Annotated in this window: 12 protein-coding genes and 2 pseudogenes; 7 read left to right on the top strand and 7 right to left on the bottom strand. The window is 63.5% G+C overall.

Annotation, left to right across the window (positions count from 1 at the left end; genetic code table 11):
- Nucleotides 1–91: 91 nt before the first annotated feature.
- Nucleotides 92–1,699, top strand: a complete 1,608-nt coding sequence (locus K675_RS0120085; protein WP_017905272.1) for an inorganic phosphate transporter — start codon at nucleotides 92–94, stop codon at nucleotides 1,697–1,699.
- Between the two features lie 179 nt (nucleotides 1,700–1,878).
- On the opposite strand, the gene K675_RS0120090 is transcribed toward K675_RS0120085, so the two are convergent.
- A complete protein-coding gene (locus tag K675_RS0120090; RefSeq protein WP_017905273.1) occupies nucleotides 1,879–2,745 on the bottom strand; it encodes an NmrA family NAD(P)-binding protein in 867 nt (288 codons plus the stop codon).
- 112 nt (nucleotides 2,746–2,857) lie between these two features.
- Between K675_RS0120090 and K675_RS0120095 the strand changes: the two genes are divergently transcribed.
- Nucleotides 2,858–3,766 (top strand): LysR family transcriptional regulator, encoded by a 909-nt coding sequence (locus K675_RS0120095; protein ID WP_017905274.1) that lies wholly within the window; start codon nucleotides 2,858–2,860, stop codon nucleotides 3,764–3,766.
- 5 nt (nucleotides 3,767–3,771) lie between these two features.
- Here K675_RS0120095 and K675_RS0120100 read toward each other — a convergent pair whose 3' ends face one another.
- Nucleotides 3,772–4,203 carry a multidrug/biocide efflux PACE transporter gene (locus K675_RS0120100; RefSeq protein WP_017905275.1) on the bottom strand — a complete coding sequence of 144 codons (432 nt, stop codon included), beginning with the start codon at nucleotides 4,201–4,203 and terminating at the stop codon, nucleotides 3,772–3,774.
- An 89-nt stretch (nucleotides 4,204–4,292) separates the two neighbouring features.
- Here K675_RS0120100 and K675_RS0120105 point away from each other — a divergent pair, with 89 nt between their 5' ends.
- Nucleotides 4,293–5,147 carry a LysR family transcriptional regulator gene (locus K675_RS0120105; protein ID WP_017905276.1) on the top strand — a complete coding sequence of 285 codons (855 nt, stop codon included), beginning with the start codon at nucleotides 4,293–4,295 and terminating at the stop codon, nucleotides 5,145–5,147.
- An 85-nt stretch (nucleotides 5,148–5,232) separates the two neighbouring features.
- On the opposite strand, the pseudogene K675_RS31095 reads toward K675_RS0120105, so the two are convergent.
- Nucleotides 5,233–5,999: pseudogene (locus K675_RS31095) on the bottom strand (RNA polymerase sigma factor); the annotation flags it as partial.
- 421 nt (nucleotides 6,000–6,420) lie between these two features.
- Here K675_RS31095 and K675_RS0120115 point away from each other — a divergent pair.
- Entirely contained in the window at nucleotides 6,421–7,638 is a 1,218-nt protein-coding gene (locus K675_RS0120115; RefSeq protein ID WP_026145374.1) for a hemolysin, read from the top strand.
- A gap of 345 nt (nucleotides 7,639–7,983) precedes the next feature.
- Here K675_RS0120115 and K675_RS0120125 read toward each other — a convergent pair whose 3' ends face one another.
- Nucleotides 7,984–8,469 (bottom strand): GyrI-like domain-containing protein, encoded by a 486-nt coding sequence (locus K675_RS0120125; RefSeq protein WP_017905280.1) that lies wholly within the window; start codon nucleotides 8,467–8,469, stop codon nucleotides 7,984–7,986.
- A 161-nt stretch (nucleotides 8,470–8,630) separates the two neighbouring features.
- On the opposite strand from K675_RS0120125, the gene alaC reads away from it, so the two are divergent.
- Entirely contained in the window at nucleotides 8,631–9,848 is a 1,218-nt protein-coding gene (gene alaC, locus K675_RS0120130; protein WP_017905281.1) for an alanine transaminase, read from the top strand.
- Nucleotides 9,849–9,941: 93 nt separating this feature from the next.
- Here the strand turns inward: alaC and K675_RS0120135 are convergent, their stop codons facing one another.
- The gene (locus K675_RS0120135; RefSeq protein WP_017905282.1) at nucleotides 9,942–11,294 is read right to left on the bottom strand and encodes a GntP family permease; all 1,353 of its coding nucleotides are present in this window, start codon (nucleotides 11,292–11,294) and stop codon (nucleotides 9,942–9,944) included.
- A gap of 97 nt (nucleotides 11,295–11,391) precedes the next feature.
- Complete coding sequence (locus K675_RS0120140) at nucleotides 11,392–11,922, bottom strand: gluconokinase (protein WP_017905283.1); 531 nt, start codon at nucleotides 11,920–11,922, stop codon at nucleotides 11,392–11,394.
- Nucleotides 11,923–12,148: 226 nt separating this feature from the next.
- Here K675_RS0120140 and K675_RS0120145 point away from each other — a divergent pair, with 226 nt between their 5' ends.
- Entirely contained in the window at nucleotides 12,149–13,180 is a 1,032-nt protein-coding gene (locus K675_RS0120145; protein WP_017905284.1) for a LacI family DNA-binding transcriptional regulator, read from the top strand.
- Nucleotides 13,181–13,243: 63 nt separating this feature from the next.
- Nucleotides 13,244–13,795 (top strand): annotated as a pseudogene (locus K675_RS31100) (SDR family oxidoreductase); the annotation flags it as partial.
- Here the strand turns inward: K675_RS31100 and K675_RS0120155 are convergent.
- Entirely contained in the window at nucleotides 13,790–15,235 is a 1,446-nt protein-coding gene (locus K675_RS0120155; protein ID WP_017905286.1) for an NAD-dependent succinate-semialdehyde dehydrogenase, read from the bottom strand. The pseudogene K675_RS31100 and the gene K675_RS0120155 overlap by 6 nt on opposite strands.
- Between the last annotated feature and the right edge of the window lie 21 nt (nucleotides 15,236–15,256).

A 15,256-nucleotide genomic window follows, 5' to 3' on the forward strand; every position in this document is an offset into this window, starting at 1 on the left:
GAAAAAACCATGGATACTGATCTGTGGCAGCTTCTCTGTAACATTTAGCAATGATCATGACCGATACCCGTTCCCAAACAGGATTTCAGGCATGGCCACCCCCTCATTGACTGCCGCGTCCGCCAGCGATGGCAGGCCGCAACTGGAAAGCAAACCCCACGTCTTCACCGCCGTCATTTTCTTCGCGCTGCTGGCCATCGGCCTGTTGTTCACCGCCTACAGCCTCGTGCATGACATGCACGAATTCGGCACCGTTGTCACCACCTGGACGCCCTTCCTGCTGCTCGGCGTCGCCCTGCTGATCGCCCTGGGCTTCGAATTCGTCAACGGTTTCCACGACACCGCCAACGCCGTGGCCACCGTGATCTACACCCACTCGCTGCCGCCGCACTTCGCCGTGGTCTGGTCCGGCTGCTTCAACTTCCTCGGCGTGCTGCTGTCCAGCGGCGCGGTGGCCTTCGGCATCATCGCCCTGCTGCCGGTGGAGCTGATCCTGCAGGTCGGCTCGTCCTCCGGCTTCGCGATGATCTTCGCTCTGCTGATCGCCGCCATCCTGTGGAACCTCGGCACCTGGTGGCTGGGCCTGCCGGCCTCGTCGTCCCATACCCTGATCGGCTCGATCATCGGCGTCGGCGTGGCCAACGCCCTGATGCACGGTCGCGACGGCACCAGCGGCGTGGACTGGAGCCAGGTGACCAAGATCGGCTACGCCCTGCTGTTCTCCCCGCTGATCGGTTTCGCCCTGGCCGCCCTGCTGCTGGTGGCGCTGCGCCTGTTCGTGAAGAACCGCGCCCTGTACAAGGCGCCCAAGGGTAACGAGCCACCGCCATGGTGGATCCGTGGCCTACTGATCCTGACCTGCACCGGCGTGTCCTTCGCCCACGGCTCCAACGACGGGCAGAAAGGCATGGGCCTGATCATGCTGATCCTGGTCGGCACCCTGCCGATGGCCTACGCGCTGAACCGCACCATGCCGGCCGAACAGGCCCTGCAGTTCGCCGCCGTGGCCGAAGTGACCCAGGCCGCGCTGGTCAGGGCCGCCCCACAACCGGCGCCGGCCGACCCGCGCCCGGTGCTCACCGAGTACATCCGCACCCAGCAGGCCACCCCGGCGCTGGTCCCGGCCCTGGCCGCCCTGACCGGCCGGATCGGCGAGGAAGTGAAGGGCTACGGCTCGCTGGCCAAGGTCCCCGCCGAGGCCATGGGCAACGTGCGCAACGACATGTACCTGAGCTCCGAAACCATCCGCCTGATGGACAAGAACAAGGTCGGCAACTTCGACGCCGACACCCAGGGCAAGCTGCAACTGTTCAAGCAGCAGATCGACGGCGCCACCCGCTTCATCCCGCTGTGGGTGAAGATCGCCGTGGCCATCGCCCTGGGCCTGGGCACGATGGTCGGCTGGAAGCGGATCGTGGTCACCGTCGGCGAGAAGATCGGCAAGAGCCACCTGACCTACGCCCAGGGCGCCTCGGCGGAAATGGTCGCGATGCTGACCATCGGCGCGGCGGACATGTATGGCCTGCCGGTATCGACCACCCACGTGCTGTCCTCGGGCGTGGCCGGGACCATGGTCGCCAACGGCGGCGGCCTGCAAATGAAGACCATCCGCAACCTGGCGATGGCCTGGGTGCTGACCCTGCCGGCGGCGATCCTGCTGTCGGGCAGCCTGTATTGGCTGTTCACCCAACTGTTCTGAACCAGCCGTCCAGCTATAACCGCAAACCCCACCTCAAGGTGGGGTTTGTCGTTTCACACCGTCGCAGCCAGCGTGCAGCACCTGCACCTGCACCTGCACCTGCACCGGCCTCGGCGGAGCGAGGCTTCGGGCGGGAGGTTCCCGCAGGTTCTGTGTCGGGCCCGCCAGAACAACACCTGTCAGACAGACACCCCGCTACGCACCAGCAACGCCCTGAGCACCGCCAGCAGTTCCACCCGCCCCTTGCGCGGCTCGCCGGCAAACTCGATCCATCCCTCGTTGAACCCGTCGAGCATCTGTATCCGCGGCAACGGGTTGTTCATCCCCTGAGCCGTGAACAATGCCTGCCAGCTCGCCCGTGGCACCTCCTGCATGCGTACCGACCGGCCCAAAAGTTCGGCCAATCCGGCGGCGATCTGGTTGGGTGTCACCCGCTGCGCCGCCTCCAGCTCGACGATACGCTGGCCGCTCCAGTTCTCCTGCAGCAGTTGCGCCGCCAGCCGGCCGACATCCTCGGTGGCGACCATCGGCACCGGTTTGTCCAGCGGTTGCAGAAAGCTGGGGATCACCCCGCTTTCCACCGCCGCCGACACATCCCACAACGCGTTCTCCATGAACCAGCCCGGACGCAGGAACGTCACCGGTCTCTCCAGGCCGGCCAGGCCCTGTTCGAGAATCTGCAATTGATTGAGCAGGTTCGGCCGTGTGGCCTGGGCTCCGATGGTCGACAGGCACACCACCCTGGCCGGGCGGGCCTGCTCCAGCGCCGAGCGCAGGTTTTCCACCCATTGCCGGGCTTCCGGAAAACCCGGTGTCGGGTCGAAATTCGACGGCAGCATCACGAACACCCCTTCGGCCGCGCTGAACGCCCGGGCAATTGTCCGGGCATCATCGACATCGGCCACCGCCACCTGGCAACCCTGCGCAGCCCAAGGTTCGCCCTTGTCCACGCTGCGCACCAACGCCCTTATCGGCTGGCCGGCCGCCAGCAAATGACGGACGATGGCGCCACCAACCTGCCCGGTAGCTCCCATGACTGCGTACATAAAATTTCCTCCAGCGAGAAGCGACGTCTGTCGCGGTGCAGAGAATTATCCGCAACACACCTGGATTCTCCGATAGCATGGATGTCACATGATTAATGACGGGTAATCATCAATGAGCTTCGACTCCAGCCTGGCCGGCGGCCTGGGCGTTCTCAGTGCCGTGGTCGACAGCGGCAGCTTCGCCAAGGCGGCCGACAGCCTCGACATGACCGCCTCCGGGGTCAGCCGGGCAATCGCGCGACTGGAGAAACGCCTGGGCATCCGGCTGTTCGATCGCACCACCCGTTCGGTCAAGCTGACTGACGAAGGGCGGCGCCTCCATGAAGAAATCGCGCCGCTGCTGGCGGGGCTCGAAGAAGCCGCCCACAGCGCCAGCGGCAGTGCCAGCAGCGTACGCGGGCGCCTGCGGGTGAACATCGACCCGTACTTTTCCCGATTGATCCTCGGCCCGGCGCTGGGCGAGTTCATGAGCCGTCACCCACAACTGCAACTGGAGCTCTACACCCGTGACCAACTGGGTGACGTGGTCGCCGACGGCTTCGACCTGGCCGTGCGTTTCGGCCACCCCGCGTCCTCATCGCTGGTGGCGCGCAAGCTGCTCGACGTACGGGTGCTGACTTGCGCCGCGCCCGCGTATCTCAAGCACCATGGTCAACCGCTGACACCGCTGGAGATGGAGGATGAGCGGCACGTCTGCGTGTCATTCCGTGATCCGGAGACCGGCCGGCCGTTTCCATGGGAGTTCCACCGCGGCGGCGAGCGGATCGATGTGCGCAACAACGCGCGACTGGTGCTCAATGATGTCGGCACCCTGCACAGCATCTGCGAGACCGGCTACGCGATCGCCCAGGTGCTCGACCTGGGCGTGCAGCCGATGCTCGAGTCGGGCCAACTGGTGGAACTGTTCCCCGACTGGCCCGACGAACGCTTTCCCCTGTATGCGCTGTACCCGTCCCGGCACTTGCCACCGGCCAAGGTCCGGGCCTTTCTCGATTTCATCATCGAACTGAGTTCACGCTGAGCCGTTCAGGCCATGCGCCGCAACAGCACACGCTCGCGCAACAGGTCATAGACCCAGTGGTAGACGTACGTGTAGGGCAGGAAAAACAGCAGCACGCCGATATCCAGCAACAGCGCCGACAGCAGGCTCAGTTCCAGCCACCAGGCTATCAGCGGCACGCTCACCACGATCAGCCCCCCCTCGAACAACACCGCGTGCAACAAACGGGTCCAGCCATTCTGCGTCAAGGCCAGTCGCTCAAGCAGCCGGTCGAACAGGCCATTGAACAGCACGTTCCACCCCAGGGCGAGCAGGCAGTTGGCAACCGTCACCACGCCCATGTCCAGCAACGGCTTGCTCATCACCCAGGCAAACAGCGGAGTGCATAGCAGCACTGCGAACAACTCGAAGCCAATGGCCTGGAAAACGCGTTCGGTAAGGGACTTGCTGGTACTCATGGCGGGCTCTCCCAAGATGTCGAGGCTTGTGATTATCGCCACCAACACAGATACTAAAAGTCAATTACCATCGACTGAAGCGATAGCTCATGGCGTCCAATGAAGTGCTCCAGGCCTTTGTCCAGGCCGCCACCCTCGGTTCCTTTTCCGCCGCCGCGCGCAAGCTGGGCAAGAGCCAGTCGACTATCAGCGCGGCGGTGGCCGGCCTGGAGATCGACCTCGGCCTGGAGCTGTTCGACCGCAGCACCCGCAAACCCGGCCTGACGGCGGCTGGCCATGTGATGCTGCGCAAGGCGGAGGACATCCTCGCCGCCAGCAATCGCCTGGAAATGGCCGCCAGTCAGTTGGCCCAGGGGCTGGAGCCGAAACTGACCGTGGTGATTTCCGACACCTACCAGTCCGATCGTTTCGAAGCCGCCCTCGACGGCTTCGCTACGCGTTATCCGGATCTGGAACTGGAGTGTCTGATCGCCGAATGCGCCGACGTGGTGGAACTGGTGCAACAGGGCCGGGCCCAGATCGGCTTCGCCGAAAAGCAGGACAGCTATCCGCCGGACCTGAGCAGCGCCACAGTGGATGAACGCACCGAATTCGCCGTGTTCGTCCATCGTACCCACCCCCTGGCAAACCTGGCCAAGGTTGATCAGAACGCCTTGCGGCAGCACCGTGAGTTGCGCCTGACCAGCATCGTCAACCCTTACGAAGACCGCGCCCCGGGGCGGTTCTGGTCGTCATCCAGCTACCTGATGCTGTTGGAGATGGCCCAACGCGGCGTTGGCTGGGCGGCGTTGCCGCGTTGGCTGGTGGAGCGCTTCGCCGCGGGCTCACTGATGCAACTGCAGGTACGCGGTTGGCCGAAGCCGGTGGCGGTCGATACCCTCTGGTCGCGCCTGCATCCGCCGGGTCCGGCAGGCAACTGGCTATTGGAGAGGATGTTGGAATGAAGGGATCACTGAGCCGTGTGGCGTCCTGCTCGCGGATGAATAAGGCGTCCACAGTGCTCGGCACACAACGTTGTGGCAACAGCCCTCATCCTGCCAACCCTTCCAGTCGACCTCGAAGGAAGCGCTGCTCCGGCTCCTGTCGCGTCAGTTGCAGCGCCCGTTCATAAACCTCCCGCGGCCGACCGGCATGTACCGCCGCGATCGCCGCCTGTAGCCCGTAGGGACCGAACCGGCCAGAGCCCTCTCTACCCAACTGCAGCCCTCGGCGAGCAGTTCGGTATTCCACAACGCACGATCCTGGGCATCGAGCAAAACCAGTTCGCCAGTGACCGAGATCCGTGCCTGGCGCCGCGACTCATGCAACCGCATCAGCCCCAACAACCCCATGACTTCCGGGTCCGGCAGCAGCTCCAGCGACAGCCGCGCCAGGCGGATCGCCTCGCCGGTCAACTCGTCACGAATCGCGCTGACGCCCTGCGAGGCTGAATAGCCCTCGTTGAACACCAGGTAGATCACCCGCAGGACACTCTCCAAGCGCTCGGGTAACTCGCTCAGGGACGGCACCTGATAGGGAATCTGCGCATCACGGATCTTCGCCTTGGCCCGCACGATCCGTTGGGCGATGGACGAGGGTGTCGAGAGAAACGCCCGGGCGACTTCCTCGGTGGTCAGGTCACAGACTTCCCGCAGCGTCAGCGGCACCTGGACATCGCCCGACAACGCCGGATGGCAACAGATGAAGATCAGCCGCAGCCGGTCGTCCTCCAGTTCCTCGCCCTCCCATTCAGACTGTTCGAGCTGTTCGGTCTGGACGATCAGACGCGCCTGGGAAGCGGCAAGACGCGCCCGCCGGTCGAAGCTTTCGCCCCAGCCCTGATGGAAACCCATCTGCTCGTGGCTGTCGCGCTCGGCCGCGCTCCAGTGCATCGCACTGGCAGTGTAAAGTCGGACAACCGTGGCTGTTTTTCCAGGTTTGGCGAAATGCCCTGCAAAAGGCACGGACACCTGTCTAGTCGAACGAACGACCAACAGATCGACAAGGGCCCGAAAAAACAGCACGCCAACCATCGTTGGAGAATCTTCCTACCGCTACACCAAGGCTGTTTCCTAGCTGAATGTCAGCATGGCCATATATATGAGATCAGTTGCTCATCAACTGTAAAATTTGAGTACTGGGCAAACTTCCCATTCAGTCATTAAATGAATCCGCACCTGCTTTTCTTAAAAGAACAGCGAGGCGATCAATTAATTAATTGAAAGGACTCAATGATCAATGGACATCAGAAACCGGACTTCGAACGATACCCCATTCACCTCCCCAACCCCTGGCCCCGAGCTTGCGAAGCGGCCGGGCTCGCTGGACCTGGAGTTCAGCGAACACCGGGACGGCATCGTGATCTTCTCCGAGGCGGGACCGGGCTTCGTCGGTACTTCTTTATTACAACGCGATGGTCGGCATCTGTTTATCGGCGTTCATGACGATGAACCCACCGATATAATGCTGGCCGACTTCGAGCCCGAGGGTTTTTATTATCGTCATTTTACTTCTCCCTTTCCCGGAGCGGGCCGTGCATCGATCCATGCGGTGCAGGACAACCAGGAAAACTTCGTGATCCTTGGCAACTTGCGCAATGGTGAGCAGGCGTTTTGCACACGCCTTGCCCCCACCGGCGAACGTGACCCGGCCTTTGGCGACAATGGCGAAGTCCGACTGCCCTACCGGGCACCATGGAGCGGTCGTGGGCATCGACTCATCCTGCAAACGGACGGTCATATCCTCATGCTGCTGAAGAGCCAGACCCCAGGCGAGGCGGAACGGGACGTCATCGTGCGCCTGGACGGCAACGGCAACTACGATCCCGGTTTCGGCACCTGTGGCGTGGTCACCGCGCGGGAACCCGGCATCGTCTTCCAGGCACTGGCGCTCCAGGCGAATGGCAAGCTGGTGATCGCCGGTCAACGCGGCCGCCGAGCCGTGCTGATGCGTTACAGCAGCACCGGGCTGCCGGATACCGGCTTCGGTAACGCGGGTTATCTGGAGTTCGAATCCATCACCAAGGGCGACGCGACGTTCTTCGCCGTGGCCGTGCAGCAGGACCAGAAAATCGTCGCCGCCGGCTCGGCAAATCTTTCGGACGATGTCGCCCTGCTGATACGCAGCAGCCCGGAGGGCACGCTGGACCCCGAATTCAATGCCGGCAGCCCGCTCGCCTTTCCCGGCATAGGAGTGTGCCTGGCGACGCTGATCCAGGAAGACGGCATGATCCTCAGCGTGGGTCATGTCGACAACGGCAGCCAGACCTGGCTGATGCGTCACCAGGGCAATGGCGAGGTGGATCATGGCTTTGGCGACCGGGGCATCAGCCACGTCAACCGGATTCCGGGGGACACCAGCTACTTCTCCCATCTGGAACTGCAACCCGACGGCAAGATCCTGATATCCGGGCGCTATGCGACCCATTCAGCGGTGATTCGCTGCCACGGACGCTGAGGCACGGCTTCCTCCGGGCACCCGATGGATGCCCGGAGGCTCGACATCACCAACAGGCCACCCTTGCGGCCCTTTTCATATCCGCGCCGTATTATTGGGCGAACGCTCCGTAAAGCTTCCATATAGTCGATATCATTCACGCCAGTTTTCCACTATTTCTCTGCAGATCGCCGCCTGATGCGGTGTTTTGCGGAGCCCTGCCATGAGCAATTTCCAGATCGGCCTGCTGGTGCTGATCGGTATCAGCGTCTTGGGTGTCGTCACCTTCTACCTCGACTTCTGGCGCGAAACCAGGACGCACAAGGAGCAGAAATAGCCCCACGCAGCTCAAAGGCGATTCGCTGATCAGTGGCGGATCGGCAACCAGATCTCGACCTTGCCGGCGCCATCCCGCGGATCGAAGTCAGCACTGTAGCGCTCGAACTGCGGCGTATCCGCCGCGGTATGACCGGAGTTGGGCAGCCACTGCTGCCAGATCGCCTCGAACGTCTGCTTCAGGCTTGCGAGCGGACCTTGGTGCTCGAACACCGCATAGCACTGGGGCTGCAATTCGACCCAGCGATAGAGTTCAGGCAGGTCGTCGAGCCGGCTGATCGCCACACCAGCGATGTACTCGAAACCGCCCTTGCCATCGGGGTTGCAACAGATGCCGTACGTCTCGTCACCCACCTGGCCCGGTACATTTCCAATATGTGACACGAAGGCATTCCACAAATCCGGGATGGTGGCCGAGGTATCGGCGGTGAAGCGTCCACCCAGTCCGGCGATCAATTGAAAGTGGCCATGCTCGAAGCGTGGCGATGCCAATACATGGCGTGGTGAGTCATCCATGGGGACAGATCTCCATCAGAGAAAAGAATCCGCGTCGCAGTATAGAAGTAAAAAAGACTCTGGACAGAATGCCATCAGCCCCCTTATCTTCTGCCGCGCAGGCCACCGCAGTGGCCAACGTCGCTCGGACGGTTCCGGGCGCTTACGTCTCAGAGGCCAACATGGCAGACCAAGGTTCGCCGCGCCGCTTTGCGCGCATCGATCGACTCCCCCCGTACGTATTCAATATCACTGCCGAGCTGAAGATGGCCGCCCGCCGCCGTGGCGAGGACATCATCGACTTGAGCATGGGTAACCCCGACGGCGCCACTCCGCCGCACATCGTCGAGAAACTGGTCACTGTCGCCCAGCGCGAAGACACCCACGGCTACTCCACGTCCAAGGGCATTCCACGGCTGCGCCGGGCGATTTCCCACTGGTACAAGGACCGCTACGACGTCGAGATCGACCCGGAAAGCGAAGCCATCGTCACCATCGGCTCGAAGGAAGGCCTGGCGCACCTGATGCTCGCCACCCTCGACCACGGCGACACCGTGCTGGTCCCCAACCCCAGCTACCCGATCCACATCTACGGTGCCGTGATTGCCGGCGCCCAGGTGCGTTCGGTACCGCTGGTACCGGGGGTCGACTTCTTCGCCGAACTGGAGCAGGCCATTCGCGGCTCCATCCCCAAGCCGAAGATGATGATTCTCGGTTTCCCCTCGAACCCGACCGCCCAGTGCGTCGAGCTGGACTTCTTCGAGCGGGTGATCGCCCTGGCCAAGCAGTATGACGTCCTGGTGATCCACGACCTGGCCTACGCCGACATCGTCTACGACGGCTGGAAGGCCCCGTCGATCATGCAGGTGCCAGGCGCCAAGGACATCGCGGTGGAGTTCTTCACCCTGTCCAAGAGCTATAACATGGCCGGCTGGCGGATCGGCTTCATGGTCGGCAACCCCGAACTGGTCAGCGCCCTGGCGCGGATCAAGAGCTACCACGACTACGGCACCTTCACCCCGCTGCAAGTGGCGGCCATTGCCGCCCTGGAAGGCGACCAGCAATGCGTACGGGATATCGCCGAGCAGTACCGGCAACGCCGCAACGTACTGGTCAAGGGCCTGCACGAACTGGGCTGGATGGTCGAGAACCCCAAGGCCTCGATGTATGTCTGGGCGAAGATTCCCGAGGCCTATGCACACCTGGGCTCGCTGGAATTCGCCAAGAAGCTGCTGGCCGAGGCCAAGGTCTGCGTCTCGCCGGGCGTGGGTTTCGGTGAGTACGGCGACGACCATGTGCGCTTCGCCCTGATCGAGAACCAGGACCGAATCCGCCAGGCGGTACGTGGGATCCGCACGATGTTCCGTGCCGACGGCCTGGTGAAGAAAGCCGAAGGCTGACTCGTCCCTTGTAGGAGCCGGCTTGCTGGCGATGGCGTCAGTGAGGTTGATACAAGGCTTGCTGGCCTTATCGCCAGCAAGCCGGCTACAGAATCAGACCACCAGCGACAGCAGCAGGATGAACCCCAGCCCCACCACCGACAGGATGGTTTCCATCGCCGTCCAGGTCTTGAAGGTTTCGGTCACGGTCATGTTGAAGTACTGCTTGACCAGCCAGAACCCCGCATCGTTGACGTGAGACAGGATCAACGAACCCGCCCCCGTCGCCAGCACCAGCAACTCTCGGTTCACGCCGGGAATCAGGTCCACCACCGGCATCACGATCCCGGCACCGGTAATGGTCGCCACCGTCGCCGAACCCGTCGCCACGCGGATCACCGCCGCCACCAGCCACGCCAGCAGGATCGGCGAAATCTGCGCATTCACCGCGATATGGCCGATCACGTCGCCCACGCCGCTGGTCACCAGCATCTGCTTGAAACCACCACCGGCACCGATGATCAGGATGATCGCCGCGGTCGGCGCCAGGCTCGCATCCAGCAACTTGAGGATCCGCCTGGAATCCATGCCCTGACGCTTGCCGAAGGTGTACAGCGCCAGCAGCAGGGCAAACAGCAAGGCACTGATCGGGTGACCGATCATGTCCATCCAGATACGGAAGAAATGTCCGTCCGGCAGGGCGATGTCGGCAAAGGTCTTGAGCAGCATCAGGAACACCGGCAGCAGCACGGTCACCAGGGTCACGCTGAAGCTGGGCAGCTTGCTGGAGTCGGGCTCGCGGGCCAACTGGTCCACCAACTCCTGTGACGGGTTGCCGGGAATGTGCCGGGCAATGAAGGTACCGAAGATCGGACCGGCGACGATCGCGGTCGGCAGGGCGACGATCAGGCCGTAGAGAATGGTCTTGCCGATGTCGGCATTGAACACCCCGATCGCCAGCAGCGGCCCCGGGTGCGGCGGTACCAGGCCATGCACGGCGGACAGGCCGGCCAGCAACGGGATCCCGATCTTGATCAGCGACACGCCAGTGCGCCGGGCAACGATGAACACCAGCGGAATCAGCAGCACGAAGCCGATCTCGAAGAACAGCGGGATTCCCACCAGGAACGCCGCGAACATCATCGCCCACTGCACCCGCTCCCTGCCGAAGGCGCGGATCAGGGTCTGGGCGATCTGATCGGCGCCGCCCGAGTCCGACATCATCTTGCCGAGCATGGTCCCCAGCGCGAGGATGATGCCAACGAAGCCCAGCACCCCGCCGAAACCGTCCTGGAACGCCTTGATGATCTTGTCCGCCGGCATGCCCGAGGTCAGGCCGAGGAAGGCCGAGGCGATGATCAAGGCAATGAAGGGATGGATCTTGAAGCGGGTGATCAGCACGATCAGTCCGACAATGGTGACTACTGCATCGAGCAGCAGGTAGGTCTCGTGGGACAGTCCAAACATGAGGTGTCTCCTGGTTGTTGTTCTTATGGTGTTCGTGAATGATCGACAGCCCTGGGGACAGCGCTATCTTTTCCAGCCGGCATTTTGAATCCCGGCATCAGGCAATTCGTTCCAGACCGTTGTCCCGCCACCAGCGATTGGCCGACTGGGCCAGTTGCTCGACCTCCCGGGTCGCATCGAGCGCCAGGGTCAGCGGCTCGCCCACCGGTGATTCGAGGGCGGCGAATTGGCTGTCGATCAGGGTGCCGGGCATGAAGTGGCCAGGACGATGATTGACCCGCTCGGCGGCGACCGTCGGCGTCAGTTCGAGGAACACGAAGCCCAGGCCCGGCACGGCACTACGCAGGCGGTCGCGATAGCGCAGCTTCAACGCCGAACAGGTCAGCACCGGATGCTGGCCGGCGGCCACGGCACGGCACAGCTCGTCGCTCAGCGTATCGAGCCAACCGGCACGGTCTTCATCGGTAAGGGGAGTACCGGCGCTCATCTTGGCGATGTTCGCCGCCGGGTGAAAGCTGTCGCCTTCGATCAGGGTGGCAGCGCCGAGCCGGCAGATGGCTTCACCCACGCTGGATTTGCCACAACCGGAAACACCCATGATAACCAGGGCGGTGATGGGTTGACTCATGTAACACCTCAGCACGAAGACAGCGCTGTCTTTGCCAGAGCTTTGATATGGCAAAAGCAAAGCACAAAAACACTCGCTGCCGACGTCTTCTTGTCGTTTTTATCGATTGCCGCGCTACAGCTTGCAGGTGTTACCGAACGCGTTCAGGCAAACACGCCCAGGCAATTGCAGGCCCATCGAGACAGCGCTACCTTAGTACCTCGAATTTTGTTTGGCAAGCCGTCCGATGACCTCCACCAAGAACGACAAGAACGCCCGCACCACGGGACGCCCCACCCTCAACGAAGTCGCGCGCCTGGCCGGCGTCAGCCCGATCACCGCCTCCCGTGCGCTGCGCGGCATCAGTACGGTGGCCACGGATCTGGTGGAGAAGGTCAGACGGGCGGCCGACGAACTGAATTACGTGGTCAATCCCGCCGCCCGCGCCCTGGCCTCGGCCCAGAGTCATTCGGTGGTGGTGCTGGTACCGTCGCTGTCCAACCTGCTGTTCATCGATACCCTCGAAGCGATCCACAAGGTGCTGCGCCCGCGCGGCTTCGAAGTGCTGATCGGCAACTGCCACTACTCCCGCGACGAAGAAGAGAACCTGCTGCGCAACTACCTGGCCTATCAGCCTCGCGGGCTGCTACTGACCGGTTTCGACCGTTCGGAAAGCGCCCGACGGATGATCGAGGCCAGCAGTGTGCCGTGCGTCTACATGATGGACCTCGACCCCGGCGCCGGCGTGAACTGCGTCGGTTTCTCGCAACAGCGCGCCGGGGCCACCGCCGCCGAGCACCTGATCTCCCGGGGCCGGCGCCACCTGGCCTACATCGGCGCGCAACTGGATCAGCGTACCCTGCTGCGTGGCGAGGGCTTCCGCCAGGCATTGCAACGGGCCGGGCTCTACGACCCGGACCTGGAGCTGCTGACCCCGCGCCCGTCCTCGGTAGGCCTGGGCGGCGAACTGTTCCTGCAGATGATGAACAGCCACCCGCAGATCGACGCGATCTTCTTCGGCAACGACGACCTGGCCCAAGGCGCCCTGCTCGAAGCCATGCGCTGCGGCATCAAGGTCCCGGATCAGGTGGCGGTGCTGGGTTTCAACGACCTGCCGGTGTCGGCCTTCATGGTCCCGCGCCTGAGCAGCATCCGCACCCCGCGCGAAGCCATCGGCCAACGCGCGGCGGAACAGTTGCTGAACCTGATGGCCGGCAATGCGGTGCCCCAGCCGGTGGTGGACATGGGCTTCGAACTGATGGTGCGCGAAAGCAGCTAGCGGCCTGCGCGGCCAATTTGTACAAAGCTGATGAGCGGCATGCAAGTTGTGGGCAATGGGCTGTTGCTGCCCAACAACATCCTCGCCACCACTTACTTGCTGGAGGCCGCAGCCAGGGTCGGTTGCAAACGGCTGGTATTTGCCAGCAACACCCAGGTCGTCGAAGGCCATGCAGCGGATCGACCGATCACCTCGGACATGCCGGTGATGCCGGCGAGCCTGTACGGCGCCAGCAAATGTTATGGCGAAGCGTTGTGCGCGCTGTATGCCAGCCAGCACGGCCTGTCGACCATCGTCCTGCGTCTGGGGGTCTTTGGGCTCCCCGACGATCACGATTGGCAGCGTACCCGCGAGCTGGGCACCTGGCTCAGCCCGCGCGACGCGGTGCAGCTGCTGCACCGGGCGATTGAGGTGGAAGGTGTGCGACACCTGGTGGCCCACGGCATATCCGACAATCGCGGCAGGCGCCTGGACCTGGACGAAACCCGGCGGGTGCTGGGTTACCAGCCGCTGGACGGCAGCTCCCGGGATCCCCACCCACACAGACCGAAGCCTGTGATAAGAAACCCGGGAAGTGGGGAACGGCCATCCAGCTGGATGGCCATCCATTCATAGCGAGTTTACGTAGACCGACTTCGCGACCAGATACGGTTCCAGCGCCTCCGGTCCACCTTCGGAGCCGTAGCCCGAGTCCTTCACACCGCCGAACGGCATCTCCGCCCAGGGAGTCATCGCCTGATTGATCCACAGCATGCCGGCCTCGACCCGTTGGGTCAGCCGGTGCACGTTGGCGAACGAACGGGTGAAGGCGTAGGCGGCCAGGCCATAGGGCAGGCGGTTCGCTTCGGCGATGGCCTCGTCGAGCGAGTCGAAACCGCGCACCGCGGCCACCGGGCCGAACGGTTCATTGTTGAATACGTCCGCCTCCAGCGGCACGCCGGAAAGGATGGTCGGCGCGAAGAAGTTGCCGGCATTGCCGATCCGCTCGCCGCCGGTCTCCAGGCGGGCGCCACTGGCCAGCGCACTCTCGACCACCTGGCTCATCGCACTCAGGCGCCGGCCGTTGGCCAGAGCGCCGAGGGTGGTGTCGGCCTCCAGGCCGTTGCCGACCTTGAGCGACTGGGCATAACGGACCATCTCCCGGGTGAACTCCTCGCGGATGCTGTTATGCACCAGGAACCGCGTCGGCGAAATGCACACCTGCCCGGCGTTGCGGAACTTGGCCCCGGCCATGGCCTTGACCGCCGCTTCCACGTCGGCGTCCTCGGCGATGATCACCGGGGCATGCCCGCCCAGTTCCATGGTCGCCCGCTTCATGTGCTGCCCGGCCAGCGCCGCCAGATGTTTACCCACCGGCGTCGAGCCGGTGAAGGTGACCTTGCGTACCACCGGGTGGGCGATCAGGTAGGAGGAAATCTGTGCCGGGTCGCCGAACACCAGCCCGACCACGCCAGGCGGCACGCCGGCATCGACGAACGCCCGCAGCAAAGCCGCCGGAGACGCCGGTGTCTCCTCGGGGGCCTTGACCAGGAAGGAGCAGCCGGTGGCCAGCGCGGCACACAGTTTGCGCACCACCTGGTTGACCGGGAAGTTCCACGGGGTGAAGGCCGCGACCGGACCGACCGGCTCGCGCACCACCGTCTGCTGCACCGCCACGTTACGCGATGGCACGACGCGACCGTAGACACGTCGGCCCTCGTCGGCGAACCACTCGATGATATCCGCGGCGGAATTGACCTCGACCCGCGACTCCGAAAGCGGCTTGCCCTGCTCCTGCGTCAGCAGTCGCGCGATGCCTTCGGCACGCTCGCGAACCAGTTGCGCCGCCTTGCGCATGATCACCGCCCGCTCGTTGGCCGGTACCCAGCGCCATACGTCGAAACCGCGCTGCAGCGCCGCCAGGGCACGATCCAGGTCGGCGATGTCGGCATGGGCGACCTGGCCGATCACCAGGCCGGTGGCCGGGTTCAGCACGTCGAGGGTCTTGCCGCTTTGCGCGTCGCACCACTGGCCATCGATCAGCAACTGCGTGTTCACATAGTTCGCATCGGTCATCGGTACTCTCCCAAATAATCG

The organism is Pseudomonas fuscovaginae SE-1 (assembly GCF_000364705.1).
Taxonomy (GTDB): domain Bacteria; phylum Pseudomonadota; class Gammaproteobacteria; order Pseudomonadales; family Pseudomonadaceae; genus Aquipseudomonas; species Aquipseudomonas fuscovaginae_A.